Raw genomic sequence first — 25,563 nt, 5'->3', positions numbered from 1 at the left:
GCGGAGCTGGAGGCGGAGCTGGAGGCGGAGCTGGAGGCCCGCAAACACCAGTATACCCACTACCGTGACACCCTTCTCGCATTTGCCGGGAAAAATGTCGAGCATGTCGCGATGGGTGAGCTCGGGATCTTTATCCGAGGACGTCGGTTCACGAAGAGCGACGTAGCTACCAGCGGAATTCCAAGCATTCACTATGGTGAGATTTACACACACTATGGCGTTTCGGCATCGAATACACTCTCCCACCTTCGTGAAGAGATCCGCAGCGCATTACGTTTTGCACAGCCTGGGGATGTTGTGATCGCCGGGGTAGGCGAAACCGTGGAGGACGTCGGCAAGGCGGTTGCCTGGCTCGGTGAGGCCGAGGTAGCCATTCACGACGATTCCTTCGCGTTCCGATCCGATGCCGATCCGACATATATCGCATACGCCATGCAGACCGCTGACTTCCATGCCCAGAAGGAGAAGCACGTGGCCCGAGGGAAAGTGAAGCGGGTGGGTGGTGCGGGTCTCGGCCAGATCGTGGTGCCTGTACCTCCGCTCGAAGAACAGCGCCGGATAGTCGGCATCCTCAACTCGTTCGACGCACTCGTGAACGACCTGTCGTCGGGTCTGCCGGCGGAGATCAAGGCGCGCCGCCAGCAGTATGCGTACTACCGGGACCAGTTGCTGTCGTTCGAGGAGGCTGCCGCGTGAGTGAAAGTTCCGTTCGAGTGGTGCCGATCGCGATGTCGTCGGAGTCGACGGTGGTCGCGGAGTTCGAAGCGGATCCGGCGTCGGCGTCGCGGTATCAGTCGGAGGCGGATCTCGAGGCCGAGTTGATCCGACTCCTGGGTGAGCAGGCGTACGAGTATCTGTCGATCAGGTCCGAGGAGGATCTGGTGGCGAACCTCCGTTCCCAACTCGAGGCGCTCAACGATGTCGTGTTCAGCGACGAGGAGTGGAAGCGGTTCTTCACCGAGTGCATCGCGGGTGAGCGGGACGGCATCGTGGAGAAGACGACCCGGATGCAGGAGGACCCGGTCCAGTTGTTGACACGGGACGACGGGTCGACGAGGAACATCCGCCTGCTCGACAAGGACCACATCCACAACAACCGGCTGCAAGTGATCAACCAATACGAGGCGGAGGGGGCGTCGCCATCGGGCAGGGTCCGGCGTCACCGGTATGACGTCACCGTGCTGGTGAACGGTCTGCCGATGGTGCACGTCGAACTCAAGCGGCGGGGCGTGGACATCCGGGAGGCGTTCCGGCAGATCGATCGGTATCAGCGGGAGTCGTTCTGGGCGGGGTCGGGCCTGTTCGAGTACGTGCAGTTGTTCGTGATCTCGAACGGAACGCTGACCAAGTACTACTCGAACACGACGCGGTTCCAGCATCTGGCCGAGCAGGGAAAGAAGCAGGGCCGGGGGCGCAAGACGTCGAACTCGTTCGAGTTCACGTCGTGGTGGGCGGACGCGAACAACAAGCCGATCGCGGACCTGGTCGGGTTCACGCGAACGTTCTTCGCCAAGCACACGCTGCTGAACATTCTGACTCGGTACTGCGTGCTGACGGCCGAGCGGACGCTGCTGGCGATGCGGCCTTACCAGATCGCCGCGACGGAACGGATCCTGAACCGGATCGAGACGTCAAAGAACCTCAAGCAGCTCGGGACCACGGCAGCCGGCGGGTACGTGTGGCACACCACCGGGTCGGGCAAGACGCTCACGTCGTTCAAGGCCGCGCAGCTTGCCACGCGGCTGCATGACGTGGAGAAGGTGCTGTTCGTCGTGGACCGCAAGGACCTCGACTACCAGACCATGCGGGAGTACGACCGGTTCGAGAAGGGCGCGGCGAACTCGAACACGTCCACAGCCGTACTGAAGCGGCAGCTGGAGGACCCGTCGGCGCGGATCATCATCACCACGATCCAGAAGCTGTCCGGGTTCATCAAGGCGAACCGTGGCCATGCCGTCTACGACGGACGCGTGGTCATCATCTTCGACGAGTGCCACCGGTCCCAGTTCGGCGAGATGCACACAGCGATCACCAGGGCGTTCAAGCGGTACCACCTGTTCGGGTTCACCGGGACGCCGATCTTCGCGCAGAACGCGGGATCGGGCGGCAACCCGCGGTTGAAGACCACTGAGCAGGCGTTCGGCGAGAAGCTGCACACGTACACGATCGTGGACGCCATCAACGACAAGAACGTGCTGCCGTTCCGGATCGACTACATCAACACGGTGCGCGACCCGCAGAACGGGGCCAGCAAGCAGGTCTCCAAGATCGACCGGGAGAAGGCGCTGCTGGACCCGAGACGAGTACACGACGTCGTGCGGTACATCCGGGAGCACTTCGACCAGAAGACGCGACGCAACGAGACGTACCGGCTGGACAAGCGGCGGGTCGCGGGGTTCAACTCGATCTTCGCCACCGAGTCGATCAAGGCGGCGAAGACCTACTACGACCAGTTCACGGTCCAGCAGGTCGGGATGCCCGAAGCTCAACAGCTCAAAGTCGCGCTGATCTACTCCTATGCTCCCAACGAGTCCGCGGAGGAGATGGAGGCCGGGCTACTCGGGGAGGAAGACTTCGACCCGGGTGAACTGGACGCGTCATCGCGGGACTTCCTGGAGCACGCGATCCAGGACTACAACGACATGTTCGGCATGAACTTCGACACGTCGTCGGACAGCTTCCAGAGCTACTACAAGGACCTGTCGCTGCGGTTGAAGAACCGCGAGGTGGACCTCGTGATCGTGGTCAACATGTTCCTCACCGGGTTCGACGCAACCACCCTGAACACGCTGTGGCTGGACAAGGACGTGCGGGCGCACGGGCTCATCCAGGCGTACTCGCGTACCAACCGGATCCTGAACTCCGTCAAGACGTACGGGAACATCGTCTCCTTCCGGAACCTGGAGGAGGAGACCAACGACGCCCTGGCCCTGTTCGGGGACAAGGATGCCGGCGGGGTCGTGCTGCTCAAGCCGTACGCGGAGTACTACGGCCAGTACGTCGAGAAGGTCACCGAGCTACGCGAGCAGTTCCCGCTCGGGACGCCGATCGTCGGCGAGGCCGCGCAGAAGACGTTCATCAAGCTGTTCGGTGCCATCCTGCGGCTGCGGAACATCCTGGTCTCGTTCGACGAGTTCCTCGGCAACGATGTGATGTCTCCCCGCGAGCTGCAGGACTACCAGTCGATCTACCTGGACCTGCACGCCGAGTTCCGCCGCGTCGACGCCGCGGAGAAGGAGACGATCAACGACGACGTCGTGTTCGAGATCGAGCTGATCAAGCAGGTCGAGATTAACGTCGACTACATCCTCATGCTTGTCGCCAAGCGCCGCGAGGCGCGCGGGGGCGTCGAGGACCGCGAGATCAAGGCCGCCATCGACCGGGCCATCGACGCGTCGCCCTCCCTGCGGAACAAGAAGGACCTCATCAAGGAGTTCGTCGACAAGCTCACGATCGACGACGACGTCGCCGAGGACTGGCGCAGGTACATCCAGGCGGCCCGCACAGCCGAGCTGAACCAGATCATCGCCGAGGAGCAGCTCAAGCCCGACGAGACACGGAAGTTCATCGAGGAGGCATTCCGCGACGGCGCGATCCGAGCCGCGGGAACCGCGGTCACGAGGATCCTGCCGCCGGTGTCACGGTTCTCCCGCGGCTCGAACCACTCGGCCAAGAAGCAGACCGTCATCGAGAGGCTCACGGCGTACTTCAACCGGTTCTACGACCTGATGTAGGGAGAGGGATGGAGTCGGGAGAACAGCGTGTGATGCAACGGAGACCATCTAGGACGGCAAGCCATCATGAAACAGTCGAAAGCTTGGCCGAGGAGGTGTTGCAGGGTCTTGCCGATTCGCGCACTGCCCTGATTTATGCTCCGAATACAATCGGTAAGACTCGGCTGGCTCAGCACCTTAAGGAGCGTGACCACGAGGGCGTAGCCCTCTACAACTCCTTTGTCGAGGACGTATTCAACTGGGACAATGAGCGAGTCGTGCTGAAGATGGATCCGGAGTCGGAGCTATTTGAAAGTATCGTCACTCAAGGACTTGACGGCGCGATCATCAACAACTTCCAATCCTTCACGAGTGACAGAATTGAACCAAGGATTGATTTCGAAAGCGGCGATATCAGCTTTGGTATACACAAGGGTGACGATGACTCGGCGGACGGTATCAAGATATCACGAGCAGAGGAGAGCATATTTGTTTGGAGCGTCTATTACTCTGTATTGAGCGAAGCGGTTGAGACACTTAGCGATAGTCCCGATCGGCGTTCAACGGCCGCCTACGATCAACTAACGCTTGCGGTAGTAGACGATCCAGTCTCGTCGATGGACGATTCGCGCATCGTATCAGTGGCCCTTGCGCTGGCGGAACTCACCAGGCGAGCTTCAAAGCTGGACTTGAAATTCGTGATCTCTACCCACCATGCCCTCTTCTTTAATGTTCTGTTCAACTCGCTGCGCCGGAAGGATAACCTGTCGTACGTTCTTGCGCGAGGCCCGGCCGCCGGGTGGACGCTTGCCAGGCAGCCAAGGGACTCGCCTTTCAGTTATCACCTGGGGATTATCGATGATCTTCAAGGGGCAATCTCCGCGAATTCGATTGAGCGAGTTCACTTTAATCAGTTCCGAGCGCTACTCGAGAAGACGGCCAACTTCCTCGGCTATACGGGGGGATGGGGTGACCTGCTGGTTGGGCCAGATGCTGCCCTGATGACGAAGATTCTCAATCTGTACAGCCATGACCGATTCGCTGATATCGATTCCGCCGACGTAGTCGAAGAGTACAAGGAAGCTTTCAGGAGCGAGTTTCAGGAGTTCCTGAAGACGTTCCGATGGGCGAGGCAGTAGCTCACCCGTTTTCGGACCCCGTCGATGCATTCCATCGTGCGAAGGAGGGCCTCACGTTGATCCGGTGCAGGCTGGCCATCGGGCTTGGCGTCGCTGTGCCGACCTTTGGAGAAGGCACTGGAGCGGCAACGGATCTGACCGCTGGTGTTCACGGGTCCGCATCTGTGACATCGGTCTTCATCTGCGCGCGGCGCAGCGCCTGCCGACACCGCGCCGAGCACGTCTTCGCGCCCGCCCGCGCGGCGAACGCACCGTCACACATAAGGCACCGCCAGACCTGGCGCACCCGGCCGCGCTCGTCACGCACGATGCCAAGGCACCGTGCGGCGTCCGTGACGGATGCAGCATCCGTGACAGGTGCGCTACCCGTGACGCGCACTGCATCTGTGACAGCGGCCGACGCATCCGTGACCGCCGGGGCACCCATGGGGCGCTGTCTCGCCGCGCCCCGATCGCCGTCGTCGTGCCCCAGGGCATCCCACAGGGGCACGTCAACCCAGCCTGCCCCGCTCATGCTGCCCTCCCGGCCCGCCGCGCCGCCGCGATGCTCGCCCGGATGCTTGCGCGTGCCGCCGCTACGGCCGCAGGATCTGTAGCTGCGAGCCGCGCAGCGACATCGGCGTCCTCCGCCCGTCGTCGGGCGAGGACCTCGGCTCGTTCGGAACGGGCAGCAACAGCCCGCACAGTGGCCGGGACTGCCCCGGCCGCGACCGCCTCGGTCAACGCGTGCCGCAGGTAGCCGAGTCGGTCCCGTGCGTCGCGCCCCAGCTCGACGCCGCCCCGCGCCCGCACCCGCCCTTCGAGTGCCCCGAGCACATCCTGGGACGTCCACGCCCCGGCGTCGGGCAGCACCGACTCCAGCACCCCGCACAGCGCCCCGATGTGCCGCCCGCCGTCGGCCCAGGCCATACCCCGGCGGGCGACGAGCCCGGCCGCCAACCGCTGTACCGCGATCGGTCTCGGCCGGGCGCGCCGCGCGCGCTTGGTAAGTCCTACGGACGGAAGGGAACTACCCACGCCAGAAGGCGTGGGTGGGGTCTCAACGACGACGTCGGGCCGGTGCGTGAGCGCCCTGGTGGTCGCCACGCGGTGCACCCGCCGCCCGACTTCCAGGCTCGCCCGCGCCCGCTCTCCGCGGTAGGTGTGCCGCCCACGGGCGACGTCGACCAGAAGGCCAGCCCGCCGCGCGTCGGCAAGCCGCCGGAACACGGTCCCGCGCGAGTGCCCCGTGCGCGACGCGATCGTCCGCACCGAGACCTGCACGCCCCGCCCGGTCGCGCCGTCGGCCACCTCGGCGAGCATTCCGAGCACCCTGGTGAACGACGCCCGCCGCGGCGCACGCCACGAGCTACGCGCCGCCACCTCGTCGACTGCGGCGAGGAACGTCTCGCGCGACCGCCACGCGGGCACCCGCGCGTACCTCCCCGGCTCGACCTCGACCGTGAACCAGCCACGGCCACGCCGGCCGCGACGACCTCTCCTGTTCAGATGCTCCTCGACGCCGAGGGCATCACGAGTACGCTTGAGGGACAAGGCGGGACCTCCGTGAAAGGTGCCCGGCCCAGGCCCTGGTCAGCGGTGGCAACCGCTACCAGGGCCGACCTCTGTGACCGGGCTCGAAGTAGTCCCGGAATAGTCACACCGCAAATTTCTCAACATCGTCGCAGGTCAGAGCGATATGGGGGAGTTTCCCCCATCCTCCGCCGCAGTGACGGAGCCCGGGACCGTTGGAGATCCAACGGTCCCGGGCTCTTGCGTTGTCCGGCGGGCCCGGCGGGCAGGCTCAAGCGCCCCCGTCCGCGGGCCGGGTCACCCTTCGGCGACCTCGGGCTCGCCCGAGGCCTCCTCCGCCACGTCCGTGTCGAACTCGAGCCGCTCCTTCGGCGTGATCTCCGACGCCGGCACGCAGTTCTCGGCGTTGGTCAGCGGCTCGTCCGCGGCGATCTCCACGTCCTCGACGTCGAGCGGCTTGTCGAACTCCTCGCCGACCAGGAGGTCCACGGTCTCCCCCGTGCGGTCGTCCAGCACCAGCCGGCTCGACGGGAACTGCGCCGCGAGCGTGTACGCGGCCACGATCCCCTTCTTGCCGAACCTCAGCTCGGAGGCCTCCAGCTTGACGGACGCGTCACCCAGCTCGAGCACCGTGAATCCGCGCTCGACGAGAACGGTCTCGAAAGCCTTCGCGACGCCCTGGCTCGTCGACGCGTTCAGCGCGTTGACCTTCACGTTCGCGTAGGGCAGCGGCAGCGCGCCGTCGGGCTGTCCCTCGACCTCGGGCAGGCACGGCGCGGGAACCTCCTCCTGCTGCGACACGCCCACCACGGTGAACTCCCGCTGGAACGGCCCCACGAGCGAACCGGTGAACATCGCCAGCGCGAAGATCCCGCATACCGCGAGAAAGGCGATGATCACGCCGAAGACCACGGCCTGACGCTCGTGCTCGTGCTTGCGCCGTGCGACGCGCGCCTCGTCGTACGACGAGTCTGGGGAGGGGTTGGTCACGTGTGAAAACCTATCCGATCGTGAGGACGCGCGCGTGCAGAACAGGCCGTTGCTGCAGCGCGGCCCGCACCGCCCGGTGCAGTCCGTCCTCGAGATAGAGCGTGCCCTCGAACTCGACCACGTGCGCGAACAGATCCCCGTAGAACGTGGAGTCCTCCGCGAGAAGGGTCTCCAGGTCCAGCGTTCGCTTCGTGGTCACGAGCTCGTCGAGCCGGACCTGCCGGGGTGGGACGTCGACCCAGTCCCGGGTGCGGGTGCGCCCGTGGTCGGGGTAAGGACGGCCGCCCCCGACGGCCTTGAAGATCATGATGGAAATCCTAGGGTTGGCCAATGATCGGAAGGGACGGAACAGCCTATCGAAACGGTCACATCACGCAAAGTCCGTTCCGTGTCCACACGGTCTCCGCGCAGCTGCTGTCAGCCGTCAGGACAAGGGACGAATGCCCGACGACGGTGGGTCCCATCGAATCACGCGTCCGCCGGGGCGTCGCAGGGAGCCGGCCACCGCCGTCGGGCATCGGCCGGTCACACGGACGGCACGTCCCGCCTGCGGAACCCCGCGAGACCCAGCACCAGCAGGACCGCCGCGACGCCGGCCAGCCCCGCGACGTGGCCCCACTCGGCGCCCTCGGTGAGCACGTCGGACACCCACCAGAACGGCGAGAGCGCGCGCGCCTGGTCCGGCAGGCCGAGCACGTCGGCGAGGATCCCGACGGCCAGCGACCACCCGAAGACGGCCCACACCACCCCCGTCGCGCGAGGCGCCCAGCCGTGGACGGCGACGGCCAGCCCGGCGTACACCGCGACGGCCGGCAGGTAGGCGACGCCGAGCCGGGCGAAGTCACCCGGGCCGACCGCCTCGAGGCCCGTCAGCTCCGCACCCCACGCCATCGCGAGGATCCCGACCGCCAGGACGAAGACCGCCCCCAGCAGCGTGACCAGCGTGTTCGCCGCCAGCCACCGCACCCGGCCCACCGGGCGAGCCAGCACGAGCTCCGCGCGGCCCGTCTCCTCGTCCGCCTTGACCTGCGTCCCCATGACGATCGCGTAGGCCGCGGCGCCCGTGGCCGCGAACAGCCCGATCATCCCCGCGAACGCCCGGATCTGCTCGGCCTCGGTACCCGCCATCATCCGGGCGTACAGCGGGTTCTCGGCGAGCGCCTCCCCCATCTCCGGCACCTGCTCCAGGATCGTCCCGGTGGCCAGCCAGAACACCCCGAGCCCGAACGCCGTCCAGAGCATCCCGGCCCGCTGCCGCACCCACGCCAGCGCCACCGGCCCCCGCAGGAACGGCCTCGCGCCCGCCCGCCCGGGGCGTACGGCGACGAGCCCCGCCCCGAAGTCGCGCCGCGACGCCAGCATCCCGGCCACGACGAGCAGCACCACGGCAGCCACGGCGCACCACGCGAGCGGCCACCACCGCAGGTCGACGAACGCCCGCGTCTGCTGCACCCAGGCGATCGGCGAGAACCACGACAGCGCGCCGCCGTGCCGTTCCTGCAGGTCACCCAGCGTCCGCACGAAGTACGTCCCGCCCAGCACCGCGAACGCGACGCCGATCGCCCCGCCGCCGCTCTCCATCGCCTGCGCCGCCACGAGCGCCACCGCCGCGTACACGAGCGCCGCGAGCGCCAGCCCGGCGACCATGGCGAAGGAGTCCCGGGCCGGCAGCCCCATGCCCACGAACACCGCCCAGGACGCCGCGGCGATGACGACGTTCCAGATCGTCACGACGATCATCGCCGCGACGGGCGGCGCATGCCGTCCGACGACACCGGCCCGCACGAGCTCGGCCCTGCTCGACTCCTCCTCGGACCGTGTGTGCCGCACCACCTGGAGGATCGACATGACCGCGAGCGTGAGCACGAGCCAGAGGATCAGCTCGTTCGCGACGGCGGCGCCCATCGTGTAGTCGTCGAGGCCGTAGCCGGGGCCGGCGAGCATGGTCATCACGGGAGCACTCAGGACCAGCGCCCGTTTCTCCCGCGCCTCGGCGTCGTCGCGCAGCACCTCGTACTCGCCGTCGGGCGCGAACGACGCGGCGTACACGGCGACGACGACCGCCGTCCAGATCACCAGCCGCAGGCGGTCCCGCCGCAGCATGAACCGCACGAGCCTGCCGGTCCCGGTGAGCGTGGACCGGGACGACGACGCGGCGGTGCGCCCGCCCCGAGGAGCGGTGACGACGGCGCTCATCGCGAACCCGCCTGACCGGCGTTCTCGGCCGCCGCCTCGTCCGCCTCGATCACGTCCCCGTAGTGCCGCATGAACAGCTCCTCGAGCGACGGCGGCGTCACGGTGATCCCGTGCACGTCGAGCCCGGGAAGGGCACGCAGCACCTCCCCGATCCTCGCGTTGTCGGCGTGGAACGTCACCTGCGTCGTGCCGTCCGACGTCGTCGTCCGCAGGCCGTTCACGGACTCCAGCGACCCGAGCGCCGACACGCGCGCCGGGTCGGCCCCGACCACCGCGGTCACGCTCGACCGCGTCAGGTGCCGCAGCTCGTCGAGCGTGCCGTGCTCGACGGCGGCGCCGTTCCGGATGATCGTCACGGTGTCGCACACCTTCTCGACCTCGCTGAGGATGTGGCTGGACAGCAGCACGGACCGCCCCGCCTCCTTCACCTCGCGCACGTGGGCGGTGAACACCGACTCCATGAGCGGGTCGAGCCCGGAGGTGGGCTCGTCGAGGATGTACAGCTCGGCGTCGGACAGGAAGGCCGCGACGAGCGCGACCTTCTGCCGGTTGCCCTTGGAGTAGGTGCGGGCCTTCTTGCGCGGGTCGAGCTCGAACCGCTCCAGCAGCTCCGCCCGGCGGGCCCGCAGGGCCTTCCGGTCACCGCTCCCGCGCAGGCGGGTGAGGTAGTCGATGCACTCGCCGCCGGTCAGGTTGGGCCAGAGGCTGACGTCGCCCGGCACGTAGGCGATGCGCCGGTGCAGCGCGACGGCGTCGTGCCAGACGTCGCGGCCGAACATGCGGGCCGTCCCCGCGTCGGCGCGAAGCAGGCCGAGCAGGACGCGGATGGTGGTGGACTTCCCGGCCCCGTTGGGGCCGAGGAACCCGGCGACCTCGCCGGGCATCACGGTCAGGTCGAGCCCGTCGAGGGCCCGCACCGTGCCGAAGGACTTGCTCAGGCCGGTGATCTCGATCGCGGGTACGCCGGAGACAGGTGTGGTCATGGGAGGTCTCGCTCTCTGGTCGATGGTGCCAGCAGGCGGAGAAGCGTGGGAAGCAGCAGGAATCTGCTGAGGTGGTGCCGCGGTCTCGCGGTATCGGTGGACGACGACGGCGCGGGGCGCGGACGTGGGTCCACGCGCCCCTCGTGCCGGGTTGCGACGGGCGCGGAGGCGGACTCTCGCGCCGGCACCGGGCGGCGTCGTCGGACGGGCTACGCCGTCGTACCGCCGGGCGGGTCGGGGACGTACATGAGGTAGTCGTCGAGCATGCGGCGTGCGGTGAGATGCGGGGCGCCGAGCGCCGGCGGCGTGCGCCGGGCCGTTCCGGCGGTGCCGCGGGTCCGCGCCCGGGCGGTCTGAACCGCCGCGGGCGCGGCCGGGCCGCGCATCGCGGGACCCTCTGCCGAACCCATGCTCAACAGGGTATACACACGTCCCGCGGGAGGGAACCCGGAGATCCCGGAGACCTTGCCCGGTCCGGGAACCGGGGTCAGGAGAGCTGCGTCCGCACCTCGCGCGCGATCAGCTCCAGGTGCTCCAGGTCCGCGAGGTCCAGGACCTGGAGGTAGACCCGCGAGATCCCCGCCTTCTCCAGCTCGCGCAGCCGTTCGGCCACCTCGTCCACCGTGCCCACGAGGCCGTTCCGGCGCACCTCCCCGGGCTCGCGCCCGATCGCGGCGGCGCGCCTGGTGAACTCGGACTCGGTCCGGCCGACCGCGACCACGAGAGCCACGGACTGGACCACCGAGTCCGCGCTCCGCCCCGCGGCGACGAGCGCCTGCTCGATCACCTTGACGCGCGGGCCGATCGCGGCGATCTCGGGGAACGACTGGTTGTACTCGTCGGCGAACCGGGCCGCGAGCGCCGGGGTGCGCTTCGGGCCGCCGCCGCCCACGATGACGGGGATCCTCGCCTGGGCGGGCTTGGGGAGGGCGGGCGAGCGGGTCAGCGTGTAGTGCCGGCCCGAGTAGTCGAACGTCTCCCCGGCGGGCGTTCTCCACAGCCCGGTGACCACCTCGAGCTGTTCCTCGAGGAGGCCGAACCGCTTCTCGGGGAACGGGATCCCGTAGGCGGCGTGCTCCGCGGCGAACCAGCCGGTGCCGAGACCGAACTCGACGCGCCCGCCCGACATCTGGTCCACCTGGGCGACCTGGATCGCCAGCACCCCGGGGTGGCGGAAGGTCGCGGACGACACGAGCGTGCCGAGCCGGATCGTGGACGTCTCGCGGGCCAGGCCGGCGAGCGTGGTCCAGGCGTCGGTGGGGCCGGGCAGGCCGTCGGCGTCACCCATGGCGAGGTAGTGGTCGGAGCGGAAGTAGGCGCTGTAACCGAGTTCCTCGGCCGCCCGGGCGACGGCGAGCTGGTCGTCGTAGCTGGCGCCCTGCTGGGGCTCGGTGAAGACGCGAAGATCGAGGCTCATGCGTCCCACCATGCCATCCCGCCGGCCGAGCTCGCCGTCATCCCTCACGGTCAGTTGAAGTTCAGGCTGCCCGACCGGGTCCGCTTCAGCTCGAAGAAGTCGGGGTAGGACGCCAGGGCGACCGCGCCGTCGAAGATCCGCACGGCGTCCTCGCCGCGCGGGATGGACTGGAGCACCGGGCCGAAGAACGCCACGCCGTTCACGTGGATGGTCGGCGTGCCGACGTCCTCGCCGACCGGCTTCATCCCGGCCTCGTGCGAGGTGCGCAGGGCGGCGTCGTACGCGTCGGACTCCGCGGCGGCGGCGAGTTCCGCGGGCAGCCCCACCTCGGCGAGCGCCGCGGCGATCACGGCGTCGTAGTCCTTCTCGCCGCCCTTGTGGACGCGCGTGCCGACCGCGGTGTAGTACGCCGAGAACACCTCGGCACCGTGGTCGGTCTGCACGGCGCAGGCGACGCGGCCCATGCCGCGCGACCCGTCGATCAGCTCGCGGTAGCTCGGGGGGAGGTCACGGCCCTCGTTGAGCAGGTAGAGGCTCATGAGCTTGAAGGTCAGGTCGATGTCGCGCTGTGCCGCCACCTCGTGCGCCCAGCGGGACGTGATCCAGGCGAACGGGCACAGCGGGTCGACGTACACGTCGACCACGGGTGGTGTGTTCTGCGTCATGCCGTGGGGAACCCCGCGCCGCCGCCGGACATTCCTGCCGAACGCCCCGGTACGGTGACCTCATGCGCTGGTCCAGCCTGTTCACGGTCATCGGCGGCGTCGTGGTCGCGACGGCCGGCCTGACCGGCCTGCTCACGGGGCATGTGTGGGCGGCGATCCCGTTCGCGCTGGGCGCCGCGATCGCCCTGCGCGAGGTCCGCTTCCTCCAGCGGCTCCGGGCCGGGCGGATCCGGGAACGGTAGCCTGCCCTGCATGACAGCGGTCCGACCTCATACGCACGCCCAGGCGGTGGACGCCGCGGTCGACCTCTTCACGCGCCAGGGGTACGAGAAGACCACGGTCGAGGAGATCGCGGACGCCGCGAAGGTGAGCCGGGCGACGTTCTTCCGCCGTTTCCGGTCGAAGGAGGACGTGGTCTTCGCGGACCACGAGCTGCTCCTGGAGGAAGTGGTGGTGATGCTCGCCGCGACGCGTCCGGAGGCGCGCGCCAGCGAGGAGGCCGGCGGCGACCTCGGGCACGGCTGGGACCCGGAGCTGGGCCCGTACCTCGAGGTCTGCCGGGCGGCGCGGATGGTGTTCGACCACCACGTCGGCCAGCGCGAGACGTCGCTCGCCCGCTACGCGCTGCTGCAGCAGGTACCGGCGCTGCGGGACCGTGAGCTGATCACGACGCACCGCTACGAACGGGCCTTCACGCAGTACCTGCGCGACACCCTGCCCGGCGACCGGTCCAACACCACCGCCTCGATCGCGTTCGCCGCATCGGTGGTCGCGGTGCACAACTCGATCCTGCGCCGCTGGCTGCGCAGCCCGTCGCTGGACCTGCGCCCCGACCTGGAGGAGGCGTTCGCCGAACTGCGGCGCGCGGTCCAGTTCGGCCGGGGCACCGGCGCCCCGGAGCCCGGCACGCAGGCGCCGCGCCGCCGGGTGGTGGTGACGGTCGTCGACGGCGACGCGCCGCCGGACGACATCGCCCGCGCGGTCCGCGACGCGCTGGGCTAGCAGGCTGCCCGACGACGGCGCCGGGTACCCCGGACGCGCAGGGCACGCGGCGCCGTCGTCGGCGAGGAGCGCGGCCGGTCAGGCCGACTCGCGCACGATCAGCTCCGTGGGCAGGATCAGCGCGTCGTCGACCTCGTCGCCGGCCGCCAGCCGCAGCACCTGCTGCGCCAGGGTCCGGCCGATCTCGTGGATCGGCTGGCGCACCGTGGTCAGCGGCGGCTCGGAGTAGCGGGACGTGGCGGCGTCGTCGAACCCGATGACCGCGACGTCCCCGGGGACGGCGCGGCCCGCCTGGCGCAGGACGCGCAGGGCGCCGTCGGCCATGAGGTCGGAGGCGACGAAGACGGCGTCGATCCCGGGCTCGTCGTCGAGCAGGCGGCGCATCGCCGCCATCCCCGACTCGCGCGTGAAGTCGCCGATCTCGACGATCGAGCGCATGCCGGCCGCGGCGATCGCGTCGCGGTAACCGGCGAGGCGCTCGATGCCCGCGATCATGTCCTGCGGGCCGGCGATCGTCGCGACGCGGGTGCGCCCCCGGGCCAGCAGGTGCTCGACGGCGGCCCGGACGCCGCCCGCGTGGTCGACGTCGATGTAGGGCGCGAGCGCCGCGCCGCGCCCGAGCGGGCGGCCGCTCGTGACCACGGGCATCCCCATCGCCATGAGCTCGGTGGGGAAGGGATCGGCCCCGTGCAGGGACGCGAGGATGACGCCGTCCACGGTGCGGCCGCGCAGGTACCGGGTGATCCGCTCGTGGCTCGCGGGCGTGGAGGCGAGGAGCAGCACGAGCTGCTTGTCGGCGGCCTCGAGCTCCTGCCCGATGCCGCGCAGGATGCCCGGGAAGAAGGCGTCGTCGGAGAACATCCGCGTGGCCGGCTCGGGCACGACCAGGGCGATCGAGTCGGTGCGGCGCGAGACGAGGCTGCGCGCCGCCGGGTTCGGGACGTAGCCGAGCTGCTCGACGGCCCGGTCGACGGCCTCCTGCACGCGCGGCGTGACCGCCGTCGACCCGTTGACCACGCGGGACACCGTCGCGCGCGACACCCCGGCCAGGCGCGCCACCGTCTCGAGCGTGGGCCTGCTGGTCCGCGGGTCGCGCATGGGGCTCGTCTCCTTCGGCGGGGCTGGGGGATGCGGGTGATGCCGTGATCCGACGCGCGGTGGGCCCGGCACCGGCGCAGCCCTGCTCGTGAGTCTATGCCGCACGGCGGACGGCCCGGAGACCGCCCGCCGTGCGTGTCGAGAGGTCAGCGACCGAAGGTGAACCAGTTGACGTTCACGAAGTCGGCCGGCTGCCCGCTCGTGAACTTCAGGAACACGGTGTGCTTGCCGGTCACGCCGCCGACGTTGCCGGGGACCGTCCGCCAGCTCTGCCAGCCACCGGTGTTGGCGATCGCGAAACTGCCGGCCGACGGGTTGGCGAGGCTGTCGATCTTGACCTCGACCAGGCCGCTCACGCCGCCCGCGGCGCCGGACGCGACGCGCGCCGAGAAGTTGCGCGGCGGCGTCGAACCGAAGTCGACGCCGTCGAACCGCAGCCAGTCGCCGTCGGCGAGGTGGGACACGTTCTGGCCGGCCCCGGAATCGGTGGTCGCCTCGAGCTGCACGCCGTTCTGGGCGTCGTAGGACTCGGCCTGGATGGTCGAGTACGCGTCCCGCGCGCCGGAGGTCGGGGTCGGGGTCGGCGTGGGCGTCGGTGTCGGTGTCGGGGTGCTGCTGCCACCACCGGCCCGGGAGTAGACGGCGACGTAGTCGACGAGCATCGGCACGCCGGACCGGGTCGACGACGTCGGGTTGCCCGGCCAGCCGCCGCCGATCGCCACGTTGAGGATGACGAAGAAGCCGTGCTCCGTGGCATTGGCCCAGGTGGTCGCGTCCACCTGGGTCTCGCGGACCGTGTGGTACTGACGGCCGTCCAGGTACCAGCGCATCTCCTCGACCGAGCCGCTGCGGTCCCACTCGACGCGGTAGGTGTGGAAACCCGCCTGGCAGGTGGTGCCCTGACAGGTCGTGTTGCCGCCCAGGCCGACGGTCTCGTTGCACGGCCCGCCCGGCATCGTGCCGCAGTGCAGGGTGCCGTAGACGGTGTTGGTGCCGTTGACGTTCTCGAGGATGTCGATCTCGCCGATGCTCGGCCAGTTCCAGTAGTTGCCGCGGAAAGGCTCGCCGAGCATCCAGAACGCGGGCCAGTAGCCCTGGGCCTCGGCGCCCGTCACGTTCGGGGCCTGGATCCGGCCCTCGACCGCCAGCACCCCGCCCTGGGGCGGCTGGAAGTCCGTGCGGCGGGTCTCGATGCGTCCCGAGGTCCAGTTGCCGTTGGCGTCGCGGATCGGCTTGATCGCGAGGTTGCCGCTGCCGTCCTGGTAGACGTTCTGGCGGCTGTCGGTGTGGTAGGCGATCTCGCCCGTGCCCCAGTTGGCGGCGCCGCCCGGGTAGGAGTGACCGATGTCGTACATCCAGTCGGTGGTGTTGACGCCGGAACCGGCCGACCCGTTGAAGTCGTCGCTCCAGACGCTCGACCAGCCCGTGGGCGGCGCGGGGACCGCGGCATGGGTGGTCGTCACTGCTGCGAGGGGGCCGGCCGCTGCGGCGACGATGCCGACGGCCACGGCGGTGATCCTGTGGCGGGTTCTCATGATGACTCGCTTCCGTCGTTGGAAGAGTCCCAGGTGACTCCGGTGCTTGAGAACGCTCTCAGAACCATTTATACCGATGTAGCGCGGGCAGATCAAGAGTTCGCACCAAATCCGTGAGAGCGATCTCACGGCCGGTCGCCCGAGGCCCTCCGCCGCTCGGGTGACCACGTGCGATGCTTCTTCCATGGACGCGATCCGCTGGCTGTTCGACGCCACCTTCAGCATCGGTGACCAGCATCTTCTCTGGCGCGAGGTGATCGGCAACGCGTTCGGGCTGGCCTCCGCGCTCGGCGGGATGCGGCGCAAGGTCTGGGCCTGGCCCGTCGGGATCGTCGGGAACCTGTTGCTGTTCACGGTGTTCCTGGGCTCGTGGTTCGGCGAGGCGTCACGCGCGGACATGCTCGGGCAGGCCGGGCGGCAGGTCATGTTCATCGCCGTGTCCGTCTACGGCTGGTACCGCTGGCGCGAGACGCGCCGCCGCGGCGCCGACGTCCGCGCCGACGGGAAGGTCCCGTCCGACGACGGCGCCGCCGTCCACCCGCGCTGGGCCTCGCCGCGCGCCCGGCTCGGTCTCGCCGCGACCCTGGTGGGCGGGACGCTCCTGCTGACGCCCGTGTTCCGGGCCCTGGGCTCGTTCGAGCCGGTCTGGGCCGACGCCTGGATCTTCATGGGCTCGCTGCTGGCGACGTACGGCATGGCGAAGGGCTGGGTCGAGTTCTGGCTGATCTGGGTGATGGTCGACGTCGTCGGCGTGCCGCTGCTCCTGAGCGCCGGGTACTGGGCCACCGCCCTGATGTACCTGTTCTACGGCGGGTTCACGCTCGTCGGGTTCTTCGTCTGGTGGCGCGTGCAACGGCGAGAAGCTGAGACGGCGTATCACTTGACGTGATATTCGGTACCGGAGCACGATGTGAGCATGACTCAGACTCCCGGGGTGACGGCGCCCGCCTACGACCTCTCGCAACCGCTCGACATCGACTTCGCCGGGGCGTTCGCGGACGCCACCGAGGAGGAGCGCGCCCACCAGCTCAAGGTCCGCGCGTTCGTGCAGGACGAGGTCCTTCCGGTGATCTCGGACCACTGGGAGCGCTACGAGGTCCCGATGGACCTGGTCAAGCGCCTCGCTGAGCTCGACCTGCTGCGCGACGGCGTGGACGTGCCGGGGCTGCCGAAGGTCTCCCCGCTCGCCGAGGGCCTGGCCGCGATGGAGATGTCACGCGGCGACGGCTCGGTCGCCACGATCTGCGGCGTGCAGGGCGGGCTGGCGCTCCAGTCGATCGTCATGCTCGGCTCGGACGAGCAGATCGAGAAGTACGCCGGGCCGATGGCCCGGGGCGAGATCCTCGGGGCGTTCGGGCTGACGGAGCCCACCCACGGCTCGGACTCCGTGGCGCTGGAGACGACGGCGGTCGCCGCCACCCGCGACGGCGTCGAGGGCTACGTCATCAACGGCGAGAAGAAGTGGATCGGCCTCGGCTCGATCGGCCACATCACCGTGGTCTGGGCCCGCGGCGAGGACGGCCAGGTGCACGGTTACATCGTGCCGCAGGACACCCCGGGCTATGAGGCCACCACGATCGAGGGCAAGGTCGCGCTGCGGGCGATCCACCAGGCGCACATCGTGCTGAACGACGTCTTCGTGCCGGCGGAGAACCTGCTGCCGGGCGCCCGGACGTTCAAGGACACGGGCCGCGTGCTGTTCGCGACGCGACTGGCGGTGGCGTGGAGCGCCGTCGGGCACGCGATCGCCTGCTACGAGGCCGCGGTGGCCTACGCGAAGCAGCGCACGCAGTTCGGCCGCCCGCTCGCGGCGAGCCAGATGGTCCAGGAGCGCCTCACCCAGATGCTGTCCGTCCTCACGCAGCTCCAGCTCCTGGTGAAGCAGCTCACGCGGCTGGCCGAGGCGGGGCAGCTGAGCGGCCCGCAGGCCTCGATGGCGAAGTACTCGTGCACCCGCGGGGCGCGCCAGATCGCGCAGATCGCGCGCGACATGCTGGGCGGCAACGGCATCCTGCTGGAGAACCGCGTGGCCCGGCACTTCGTCGACATCGAGGCCCTGCACACCTACGAGGGCACCGAGTCGATGCAGGCCCTCATCATCGGCCGCGACATCACGGGCATGAGCGCGTTCGCCTGAGCACCCCCGCCTGTGCCGGCCCTGGCGCTAGGGCGCCAGGGTCAGGTACAGGAGGGTCACGTTCAGCGTGACGATGACCGCCGCCACCAGCCAGGCCGTCGCCTGGGTCGCCACGCGGTTACGGAAGCGGCCCAGCAGGGCCCGGTCCCGGGTCAGCACGACCAGCGGGATCATCGCGAAGGGGATGCCGAAGCTCAGCACCACCTGGCTCAGGACCAGCAGCAGGGTCGGTGAGATGCCCGTGGCCAGGAGGATCACGGCCGGGATCAGCGTGACCAGGCGCCGCACCAGGAGCGAGATCCTGACCCTGAGCAGCCCGGCCATGATCTCCGCGCCCGCGTAGGCCCCCACCGACGTCGACGCCAGGCCCGAGGCGAGCAGCCCGATCGCGAACAGCACCGCGACACCGCCGCCGAGGGTGTCCGCGATGGCGGCGTGCGCGCCCTCGATCGTGTCGGTCCCTTCCCGGCCCGACAGGTTCGCGGCGGCCAGCAGGAGCATCCCGATGTTCACGCCGCCGGCGAGGAGGAGCGCCAGGACGACGTCGAGCCGCGTGGCCCGCAGGAGGCGCTCGGTGGACACGCCGGGACCGGGCGCGGCGGCGGCGTCGTCGGACACGGCGTCGTCGGACCCGGCACCAGCAGGGACGGCGTCTCCGGCGAGCGTGCCGCGGCCCGGCCTGACGTGCCGGTCGCGCGCGAGCGACGAGTGCAGGTAGATCGCGTGCGGCATGACGGTCGCCCCCAGCATCGAGGCCGCCAGCAGCAGCGAGTCCGCGCCCGCGAGCCGCGGCACGAGGCCCGCGACGACGCCGCCGGCGTCCGGCGGCGCGAAGAGGAGGCCGGCGCAGAACCCGACGGTCAGGACCGCGAGCATGCCCGTGATCACCGCCTCGAACGGGCGCTGGCCGTGCCGCTGCTGGACGGCCAGGATCAGGAGCGAGACGACGCCGGTGAGGATCCCCCCGAGGATCAGCGGCACCCCGAAGAGCAGGTTCAGCGCGATGGCGCCGCCGATCACCTCCGCCAGGTCTGTCGCGGCGGCCACCAGTTCCGCCTGGAGCCAGTAGGCCAGGCGGGCCGGCCGGGGCAGCCGCTCGCCGAGCGCCTGCGGCAACGACTTGCCCGTCACGATCCCGAGCTTGGCGGACAGGTACTGCACCAGGACCGCCATCAGGTTCGCGACGACGAGCACCCACACGAGCAGGTAGCCGAACCGCGCACCGGCCGTGAGATTGGCCGCCACGTTGCCCGGGTCCACGTACGCGATCGCCGCGACGAACGCGGGACCCAGCAGGAACACCAGGCGCGGGGCACGCCGCACGCGCATCCGCCCGGCCTGCTCGCGAGTTGCCGTCATCGCCGCACCTCAATTCTTCGGTAGACCGAAACCTTAGCTCACGGTAATCCGGAATGACACCCCTGGCGACGGCAGACCGAGAGGCGGGACGCGGTCCGCGGAATGCTCCGGGCAAAGACTCTCGTCAGCATCGGTGTGGAGTGCAAAGATGTGGCCGTGACCACCGAACCCCGCCCCCCACGCGCACTGGCGCGCGTCCTGTTCTCGCCCTGGGCGATCACCGTCGCCTTCGTGGCCGTCCACGCCTGGCTCATCCAGGACGCCTGGAAGTGGAAGCCGCAGATCTTCGGCGACGTCGGTCTGTACGAGTGGTGGGTCCGCAACGGCATCAGCACCGGTCACTGGCCCGTGTTCGACGAGAGCTGGGTCTACCCCGTGGGAGCGCTCCTAGCGATCACGCCGCCGGCCTGGTTCAGCCAGACGCCGGACGGCTACGCCTGGGTGTGGCTGAGCCTGGTCACCGCGCTCGACGCGGTGGCCACCGTCTTCCTCGTGCGCGCGCGCCCGCGCGGGCCGCTCGGGGCATGGTTCTGGCTGATCTTCCTGCTCGCCCTCGGCCCGATCTTCCTCGGGCGGCTCGACGGCGTGATCGCGCCCGTCATCCTGCTGGCCCTGGTGATCAGCGCCCGGCACCCCGCGGTCGCGATGACGCTGGCGACCCTCGGCGCGTGGATCAAGATCGCCCCGGGCGCGGCGGCCGTGGCGATCGCCGCGACCGCCCGCAGCTGGACCGGCTTCGCGCGGCACGTCGTGCTGCCGGGCGCCGTGGTGAGCGTGCTGGTCATCGGGTGGGCGCTCGTGATGGGCAGCGGCAGCCGGGTGCTCGACGTGTTCGGCGAGCAGAGCGACCGGGCGCTCCAGGTCGAGGCGGTCGGCGCCACGCCGTTCCTGCTGATGGGGCTGAACAACCCGGAGTACGACCCGGTCTGGAACGACGTCATCTACACCTACGAGATCCTCGGCGCCGCGCCGGGCGCGCTCGCCGAGGCGCTCGACATCGCGCTCCCGCTCGTGGTGCTGTTGCTCGCGGCGCTGGCCTGGTTCGCCGTCCGGCGCCGGCCCGAGCGGGCCCACGACGTCCTGCTCCTGGTCGCCGCGGCAGAACTGCTCGCGCTCATCGTCTTCAACAAGGTCGGCTCGCCGCAGTTCATCGCCTGGATCGGCCCGCCGGTCGCCGTCGCGATCGCCCTGTACGGCGGCGGCACCGCGGCCGCGCGGCGCACCTGGCTGCCCCCGGCGCTCGGCATGCTCGTCACCGCGTACCTGACCTACCTGATCTTCCCCGTGCGTTACGGGGAGTTCCTCGGGGGTTTCCAGTACATGATCGTCGTGGGTGCGGTGCGCAACGGCCTGCTCGTGGCACTCTTACTGGGAGCAATCGTACGTCTGGTCCAGATCGCGGTCGCAAGCCCGCACCGGGAGGCGGAACCGGTGCCGGAACCCGCGGCCGCCCCGGCGCTGCAGAAGGAGCAAGATGACACGTGACGTTTGCCGGCACTCTCCCCAAGCGCTCCTGACTCGTCACCCGTCGATGGTCAAGTGGCTATCGTGCGCGTAGCTATCGTCACGGAGTCCTTTCTCCCGCAGGTCAACGGGGTGACCAACTCCGTGCTGCGGGTCCTCGATCATCTCGAGCGACGGGGCGACGAGGCCCTGGTGCTCGCACCCGACGCCGACAACGGCGCGGTTCCCCCGTTCGTGAGCGGCGCACCCGTCGTGGAGCTCGGGTCGATCGGTTTCCCGGGCTATCCGGACGTGCGGCTCGTCGTCGGCAAGAAATGGCGCACGGAGCGCACGCTCGCGGCGTTCGCGCCCGACGTCGTCCACCTGGCCTCCCCGTTCGTGCTCGGCTGGCTCGGCATGGTCGCCGCGGAGCGCCTGGGCCTGCCGACGGTCGCGGTCTACCAGACCGAGGTGCCGGGCTACGCCGCCCGGTACGGGCTGGGCCACTTCGAGCCGCTGCTGTGGAAGCGGGTCAAGGACCTGCACGAGAAGGCGACGCTGAACCTCGTGCCCTCGACCGCCACGATGCAGCAGCTCACGATGCACGGCATCCCCAACATGCGCCTGTGGGGGCGCGGTGTGGACACGACGTCGTTCCACCCGCGGTTCCGCGACGAGGCGTGGCGGCAGGCGGTCGGGAACGGCCGGGAGGTCCTGGTCGGGTACGTCGGGCGGCTCGCCGCGGAGAAGCAGGTCGAGGCCCTGCGCGTGCTGCGGGACCTGCCGGGCGTGCGGCTCGTCGTCGTCGGCGACGGGCCGGAGCGGGACGCGCTGCGCCACCTCCTGCCGGACGCCCACTTCACCGGCCTGCTGCGGGGCGCGGAACTGTCGCGGGCAATGGCGAGCCTCGACGTGTTCGTGCACCCGGGCGAGCTGGAGACCTTCGGCCAGACCCTCCAGGAGGCGCACGCGAGCGGCGTCCCCGTGGTGGCGCCCGCGGCGGGCGGGCCGCTGGACATCGTGCGGCACTCGCACGACGGTTGGTTGTACGCTCCAGGTAACCACAAGGCGCTGCGGAGCCACGTGGCCGACCTCGTGGGTGACGAGCGCAAGCGACTCGCGTTCGGGGCCGCCGCTCGTGAGCGCGCGGAGAGCCGCACCTGGCACGACATCTGCGAAGAGCTCGTGCACCACTACGAAGACGCGATCCGGGTCCACGAAAGGGCAGGGTCGGCGGAGGTATGACGTGCGCATCGTCCACATCGCGAACTTCTACGGTCCGCGCTCCGGCGGGATCCGCACCGCGATGCACGCGATGGCGACGCAGTACCTCCGGCACGGACACGAACCGGTGCTCGTCGTCCCGGGTGAGCGCGACTCGGTCGCCCACCGGGACGGCGTCCGCCTGATCACCGTCGCCGCTCCGCGCGCGCCGTTCTCCGGCGGGTACCGCGTCGTCGTCCGCCCCGGGAAGGTGCGGCGCCTCCTCGAGGCGCTCGAGCCGGACCGGCTGGAGGTCTCCGACCGCACCACGCTGACGAGCCTCGGCGACTGGGCGCGCGCCGAGGGCGTGCCGTCCCTCGCGATGCTGCACGAGCGGGTCGACGGCGTGCTGCGCGCCTGGTTCCCGGGCAGCCGGCCCGACGGCCCGGTCGCCGCGATGCGCGCCTCGGCGGCGCCGCGGTTCGCCGACCGGTACAACCTCGCCACGCTGCCGCGGTTCGACCGCCTCGTGGCCACCACCGCGTTCGCGGCGGGCGAGGTCGAGCGGCTGCGCCACCGGACGCGGTCCGTCGAGCTGCCGCCGCTGACGCGCGTCCCGCTCGGCGTCGACCTCGAGCTGTTCCGCCCCGACAGGTACGACGACGACTTCCGGGCCCAGTACGCGGAGCCCGGCACCACCCTGATCGTGACGGCCAGCCGCATCTCGCAGGAGAAGCGCGTCGACCTCGCCGTCGACGCCGCAGCCCAGGTGATGCGCGACGGGCGCCGGGTGCGGCTCGTCGTCGCCGGCGCCGGGCCGCTGCTGCCGGCGATGCGCGACCGGGCGACCGCGGCGGGCCTGCCGCACAAGTTCCTGTCGTTCGTGCCGGACAGGGAGCGGCTCGCGACCCTGCTCAGCTGCGCCGACGTCGTCGTCGCGCCCGGCCCGATCGAAACGTTCGGACTGGCGGCGCTGGAAGCCCTCGCCTCGGGGACGCCGGTCGTGTGCTCGTCGACGAGCGCGCTGCCGGAGGTCGTGGGCACGGCCGGGGCCGCGGCACCGCCGGATCCCGCCGCGCTGGCCGTGGCGATCCACGACGTGCTGGACCGCGACCCCGTCCGGCGGCGGGCGGGCGCCCGCTCCCGCGCCGAGCTGTTCCCGTGGAGCGCCACGGGCGAGGCCATGCTGGCCCTGCACGGCAGGCGCTCGTTCGAGGACGTGCCCGGGATCCCGGCCACAAGCATCAACGACGTAGCCCTGGCCGCCAACCAGCCGTAACCGATCACCACCCGCCCCGATCGGGGGTCTGGGGGCGTGCCCCCAGGCCGGGGCGTGGGGGCTGTGCCCCCACAAGAAATGGCGAAGGCGAGATGGTCCGACAGGACACATCTCGCCTTCGCCGACGCGGTAACGGTGGGATTTGAACCCACGGTGGCTATGAACCACACACGCTTTCGAGGCGTGCTCCTTAGGCCGCTCGGACACGTTACCTTCGCCCGCGCTGGGCGGGCCGTAGCAGGATACAGGCTCGCACCCCGGATCACCCAATCGAAATCTTGACCGCCCCGGAGGGCGTGGCTAGTCTCGGTCGAACAGCGATTTACAACGTTGTACATCGAGAGGAACCACCATGTCACGTCCCCGCCTCGCAGGCCGCAGCGCGGCCGCCGTCGTCGCCGGGCTCCTGCTGCTCGCCACGGCCGCACCGGCGAGCAGCGCGGTCACCAGCTCCACCACGGCCGGCGACGTCGTGCGCTCCGCCACGGAGGCCGACCTCCCCGCCGGCGGCATCACCGTCACCGGCGAGACCTCCCCGATCCACGACCCCGCCCTGATCGTCGACGAGAAGTCCGGCACCTGGTACGTCTACTCGACGGGCCTGGTCAACCGCGAGAAGGGCGGCACGATCCAGGTCTGGTCGTCCCACGACGGGGGCACCACCTGGAAGAGCGAGGGCACCGTCTGGGACGAGATCCCCGCCTGGATCGACGAGCACTTCTCCGACGGCGACCTGCCCGGCAACCTCTGGGCCCCGGAGATCTACGAGCACGACGGCACGTACTACCTGTACTACTCCGCGAGCCGCTTCGGCACGAACAACAGCGTCACCGCGCTCGCCACGAACACCACGCTCGACCCGTCCGACCCCGAGTACGAGTGGGTCGACCAGGGCGCCGTCGTCACGTCCCCCAACCCGATCGAGAACGGCAAGACGTTCAACGCGATCGACGCCGGCATCGTCGAGGGCGACGACGGCAGGCACTACATGGCCATCGGTTCGTTCTGGTACGGCATCTTCCTCGTGGAGATCGAGTTCCCGGGCGGCAAGCCGGTCGAGGGCGCCCTCGCGGACGCCAAGCACCTCGTGGACCGCTTCATGCCGGGCAACCCGGTCGAGGCGCCCTACATCTACGAGCACGACGGCTGGTACTACCTGTTCGTCTCGTTCGGCTTCTGCTGCCAGGGCGAGAACAGCACGTACCAGGTCGCCGTCGGCCGCTCGCGCGACGTGACGGGCCCGTACCTCGACAAGGAGGGCCGCGACATGTTCGGCGGCGGCGGGACGATCCTGCTCGAGCAGCACGGCGCGATCGTCGGCCCGGGCGGCCAGTCCGTGCACGACGGCGTCCTGGCGTTCCACTACTACGACGCCGCCAACGAGGAGATCCCGTACTTCCCCACGCTCGGCCTGCAGCGCCTGGGCTGGGCGGACGGCTGGCCCGTCGTCGACCAGACCGTTGAGGTCCCGATGCTGACCACCGCGCCGTCGGACGCCTCGGCCCGCAGGGGCCGCATCGCGTCGTTCACCGCGACGGCGGCGGGCACGCCGCGCCCGGTCGTCGAATGGGAGGTGTCGTACGACGACGGCGCCACCTGGCAGGCCCCGGTCAAGGGTCAGCCGGCGACGTCGGACGGGGGAACCTCGACCCTCCGCGTCCGCGCCACCCCCGACACGGACGGCCTGCTCGTCCGCGCCACGGCGAGGAACGCCCACGGCACGGCCACGAGCGAGCCGGCGACGCTCACCACACGCCGCTGACCAGATAGCGAGACGCCCCGTTCGCGTCCTGCGTGACGGCGGGGGCGATGCGGCAGGCGGTTATCGCCGATCAGGCAGTTATCGCGGATATGAGCGCTCACATCCGCGATAACTGCCTGATCGGCGATAA

22 protein-coding genes and 1 tRNA gene are annotated in these 25,563 nt (G+C 69.9%); 11 read left to right on the top strand and 12 right to left on the bottom strand.

Translation table 11 applies throughout. From position 1 onward, the window contains the following. The 3 genes from ABD208_RS07770 to ABD208_RS07760 form a co-directional block, all read left to right on the top strand. The coding region (locus ABD208_RS07770; RefSeq protein WP_344101276.1) for a restriction endonuclease subunit S at positions 1-696 on the top strand (696 nt) is incomplete at its 5' end. Then, complete coding sequence (locus ABD208_RS07765) at positions 693-3,734, top strand: type I restriction endonuclease subunit R (RefSeq protein WP_425561081.1); 3,042 nt, start codon at positions 693-695, stop codon at positions 3,732-3,734. The genes ABD208_RS07770 and ABD208_RS07765, both read left to right, overlap by 4 nt. An 83-nt stretch (positions 3,735-3,817) precedes the next feature. Continuing rightward, positions 3,818-4,852, top strand: a complete 1,035-nt coding sequence (locus ABD208_RS07760) for a hypothetical protein (protein ID WP_344101274.1) — start codon at positions 3,818-3,820, stop codon at positions 4,850-4,852. Between the two features lie 510 nt (positions 4,853-5,362). Here ABD208_RS07760 and ABD208_RS07755 read toward each other — a convergent pair. The 8 genes from ABD208_RS07755 to ABD208_RS07720 form a co-directional block, all read right to left on the bottom strand. Next, positions 5,363-6,385 carry a hypothetical protein gene (locus tag ABD208_RS07755; RefSeq protein ID WP_344101272.1) on the bottom strand — a complete coding sequence of 341 codons (1,023 nt, stop codon included), beginning with the start codon at positions 6,383-6,385 and terminating at the stop codon, positions 5,363-5,365. 276 nt (positions 6,386-6,661) lie between these two features. Continuing rightward, the gene (locus ABD208_RS07750; protein ID WP_344101270.1) at positions 6,662-7,354 is read right to left on the bottom strand and encodes a LytR C-terminal domain-containing protein; all 693 of its coding nucleotides are present in this window, start codon (positions 7,352-7,354) and stop codon (positions 6,662-6,664) included. A gap of 10 nt (positions 7,355-7,364) precedes the next feature. Continuing rightward, entirely contained in the window at positions 7,365-7,661 is a 297-nt protein-coding gene (locus ABD208_RS07745) for a type II toxin-antitoxin system VapB family antitoxin (RefSeq protein WP_344101268.1), read from the bottom strand. Positions 7,662-7,879: 218 nt separating this feature from the next. Continuing rightward, a complete protein-coding gene (locus tag ABD208_RS07740; RefSeq protein ID WP_344101266.1) occupies positions 7,880-9,550 on the bottom strand; it encodes an ABC transporter permease in 1,671 nt (556 codons plus the stop codon). Further along, positions 9,547-10,533, bottom strand: a complete 987-nt coding sequence (locus ABD208_RS07735; protein WP_344101264.1) for an ABC transporter ATP-binding protein — start codon at positions 10,531-10,533, stop codon at positions 9,547-9,549. The genes ABD208_RS07740 and ABD208_RS07735 overlap by 4 nt, the downstream gene beginning before the upstream one ends. A 209-nt stretch (positions 10,534-10,742) precedes the next feature. Further along, a complete protein-coding gene (locus ABD208_RS07730; RefSeq protein ID WP_344101262.1) occupies positions 10,743-10,943 on the bottom strand; it encodes a hypothetical protein in 201 nt (66 codons plus the stop codon). A 77-nt stretch (positions 10,944-11,020) separates the two neighbouring features. After that, complete coding sequence (locus ABD208_RS07725) at positions 11,021-11,950, bottom strand: LLM class F420-dependent oxidoreductase (RefSeq protein WP_344101260.1); 930 nt, start codon at positions 11,948-11,950, stop codon at positions 11,021-11,023. A 50-nt stretch (positions 11,951-12,000) separates the two neighbouring features. Beyond that, positions 12,001-12,615 (bottom strand): mycothiol-dependent nitroreductase Rv2466c family protein, encoded by a 615-nt coding sequence (locus ABD208_RS07720; protein WP_344101258.1) that lies wholly within the window; start codon positions 12,613-12,615, stop codon positions 12,001-12,003. A 62-nt stretch (positions 12,616-12,677) separates the two neighbouring features. Here ABD208_RS07720 and ABD208_RS07715 point away from each other — a divergent pair, with 62 nt between their 5' ends. Both ABD208_RS07715 and ABD208_RS07710 read left to right on the top strand, forming a co-directional pair. Beyond that, on the top strand, positions 12,678-12,857 hold the full coding sequence (locus ABD208_RS07715; RefSeq protein ID WP_344101256.1) for a hypothetical protein: 180 nt from the start codon (positions 12,678-12,680) through the stop codon (positions 12,855-12,857). Between the two features lie 10 nt (positions 12,858-12,867). After that, positions 12,868-13,617, top strand: a complete 750-nt coding sequence (locus ABD208_RS07710) for a TetR/AcrR family transcriptional regulator (protein WP_344101254.1) — start codon at positions 12,868-12,870, stop codon at positions 13,615-13,617. 78 nt (positions 13,618-13,695) lie between these two features. Here ABD208_RS07710 and ABD208_RS07705 read toward each other — a convergent pair whose 3' ends face one another. Then, positions 13,696-14,715: a LacI family DNA-binding transcriptional regulator gene (locus ABD208_RS07705; protein ID WP_344101252.1), complete on the bottom strand. Its 1,020-nt coding sequence runs from the start codon at positions 14,713-14,715 to the stop codon at positions 13,696-13,698. Between the two features lie 146 nt (positions 14,716-14,861). Then, positions 14,862-16,250, bottom strand: coding sequence for a glycoside hydrolase family 16 protein (locus tag ABD208_RS07700; protein WP_344101250.1), 1,389 nt, complete (start codon positions 16,248-16,250; stop codon positions 14,862-14,864). 184 nt (positions 16,251-16,434) lie between these two features. Between ABD208_RS07700 and pnuC the strand changes: the two genes are divergently transcribed. Beyond that, the gene (gene pnuC / locus ABD208_RS07695; RefSeq protein ID WP_344101248.1) at positions 16,435-17,139 is read left to right on the top strand and encodes a nicotinamide riboside transporter PnuC; all 705 of its coding nucleotides are present in this window, start codon (positions 16,435-16,437) and stop codon (positions 17,137-17,139) included. A gap of 27 nt (positions 17,140-17,166) precedes the next feature. Continuing rightward, entirely contained in the window at positions 17,167-18,387 is a 1,221-nt protein-coding gene (locus ABD208_RS07690) for an acyl-CoA dehydrogenase family protein (protein ID WP_344101246.1), read from the top strand. 27 nt (positions 18,388-18,414) lie between these two features. On the opposite strand, the gene ABD208_RS07685 is transcribed toward ABD208_RS07690, so the two are convergent. After that, the gene (locus ABD208_RS07685) at positions 18,415-19,746 is read right to left on the bottom strand and encodes an Nramp family divalent metal transporter (RefSeq protein ID WP_425561080.1); all 1,332 of its coding nucleotides are present in this window, start codon (positions 19,744-19,746) and stop codon (positions 18,415-18,417) included. A 156-nt stretch (positions 19,747-19,902) separates the two neighbouring features. Here ABD208_RS07685 and ABD208_RS07680 point away from each other — a divergent pair, with 156 nt between their 5' ends. From ABD208_RS07680 to ABD208_RS07670, 3 genes are read left to right on the top strand one after another with little or no spacing between them, the layout of a single operon-like run. After that, positions 19,903-21,231: a glycosyltransferase family 87 protein gene (locus tag ABD208_RS07680; protein WP_344101244.1), complete on the top strand. Its 1,329-nt coding sequence runs from the start codon at positions 19,903-19,905 to the stop codon at positions 21,229-21,231. Positions 21,232-21,285: 54 nt separating this feature from the next. Beyond that, positions 21,286-22,434, top strand: a complete 1,149-nt coding sequence (locus ABD208_RS07675; protein WP_344101242.1) for a glycosyltransferase family 4 protein — start codon at positions 21,286-21,288, stop codon at positions 22,432-22,434. Between the two features lies 1 nt (position 22,435). Continuing rightward, a complete protein-coding gene (locus tag ABD208_RS07670) occupies positions 22,436-23,671 on the top strand; it encodes a glycosyltransferase (RefSeq protein ID WP_344101240.1) in 1,236 nt (411 codons plus the stop codon). 127 nt (positions 23,672-23,798) lie between these two features. Here the strand turns inward: ABD208_RS07670 and ABD208_RS07665 are convergent. Next, positions 23,799-23,884: transfer RNA gene (locus ABD208_RS07665), tRNA-Ser, on the bottom strand. 139 nt (positions 23,885-24,023) lie between these two features. Here ABD208_RS07665 and ABD208_RS07660 point away from each other — a divergent pair. Beyond that, positions 24,024-25,433 (top strand): glycoside hydrolase family 43 protein, encoded by a 1,410-nt coding sequence (locus ABD208_RS07660; protein ID WP_344101238.1) that lies wholly within the window; start codon positions 24,024-24,026, stop codon positions 25,431-25,433. Positions 25,434-25,563 lie beyond the last annotated feature (130 nt).

This window comes from Myceligenerans crystallogenes (genome assembly GCF_039529775.1).
Taxonomy (GTDB): domain Bacteria; phylum Actinomycetota; class Actinomycetes; order Actinomycetales; family Cellulomonadaceae; genus Myceligenerans; species Myceligenerans crystallogenes.
The sequence above is the reverse complement of the archived record's forward strand: the minus strand, read 5'-3'. Positions and strand labels throughout refer to the sequence as shown.

Excerpts from the sequence above, each read along its gene's own strand:
- ABD208_RS07720 (WP_344101258.1), bottom strand. The coding sequence starts at position 12,615 with ATGACGCAGAACACACCACCCGTGGTCGACGTGTACGTCGACCCGCTG.
- ABD208_RS07710 (WP_344101254.1), top strand. The coding sequence starts at position 12,868 with ATGACAGCGGTCCGACCTCATACGCACGCCCAGGCGGTGGACGCCGCG.
- ABD208_RS07725 (WP_344101260.1), bottom strand. The coding sequence starts at position 11,950 with ATGAGCCTCGATCTTCGCGTCTTCACCGAGCCCCAGCAGGGCGCCAGC.
- ABD208_RS07685 (WP_425561080.1), bottom strand. The coding sequence starts at position 19,746 with ATGACGGCAACTCGCGAGCAGGCCGGGCGGATGCGCGTGCGGCGTGCC.
- ABD208_RS07745 (WP_344101268.1), bottom strand. The coding sequence starts at position 7,661 with ATGATCTTCAAGGCCGTCGGGGGCGGCCGTCCTTACCCCGACCACGGG.
- ABD208_RS07700 (WP_344101250.1), bottom strand. The coding sequence starts at position 16,250 with ATGAGAACCCGCCACAGGATCACCGCCGTGGCCGTCGGCATCGTCGCC.
- ABD208_RS07715 (WP_344101256.1), top strand. The coding sequence starts at position 12,678 with ATGCGCTGGTCCAGCCTGTTCACGGTCATCGGCGGCGTCGTGGTCGCG.
- pnuC (WP_344101248.1), top strand. The coding sequence starts at position 16,435 with ATGGACGCGATCCGCTGGCTGTTCGACGCCACCTTCAGCATCGGTGAC.
- ABD208_RS07735 (WP_344101264.1), bottom strand. The coding sequence starts at position 10,533 with ATGACCACACCTGTCTCCGGCGTACCCGCGATCGAGATCACCGGCCTG.
- ABD208_RS07740 (WP_344101266.1), bottom strand. The coding sequence starts at position 9,550 with ATGAGCGCCGTCGTCACCGCTCCTCGGGGCGGGCGCACCGCCGCGTCG.
- ABD208_RS07660 (WP_344101238.1), top strand. The coding sequence starts at position 24,024 with ATGTCACGTCCCCGCCTCGCAGGCCGCAGCGCGGCCGCCGTCGTCGCC.
- ABD208_RS07690 (WP_344101246.1), top strand. The coding sequence starts at position 17,167 with ATGACTCAGACTCCCGGGGTGACGGCGCCCGCCTACGACCTCTCGCAA.
- ABD208_RS07730 (WP_344101262.1), bottom strand. The coding sequence starts at position 10,943 with ATGGGTTCGGCAGAGGGTCCCGCGATGCGCGGCCCGGCCGCGCCCGCG.
- ABD208_RS07705 (WP_344101252.1), bottom strand. The coding sequence starts at position 14,715 with ATGCGCGACCCGCGGACCAGCAGGCCCACGCTCGAGACGGTGGCGCGC.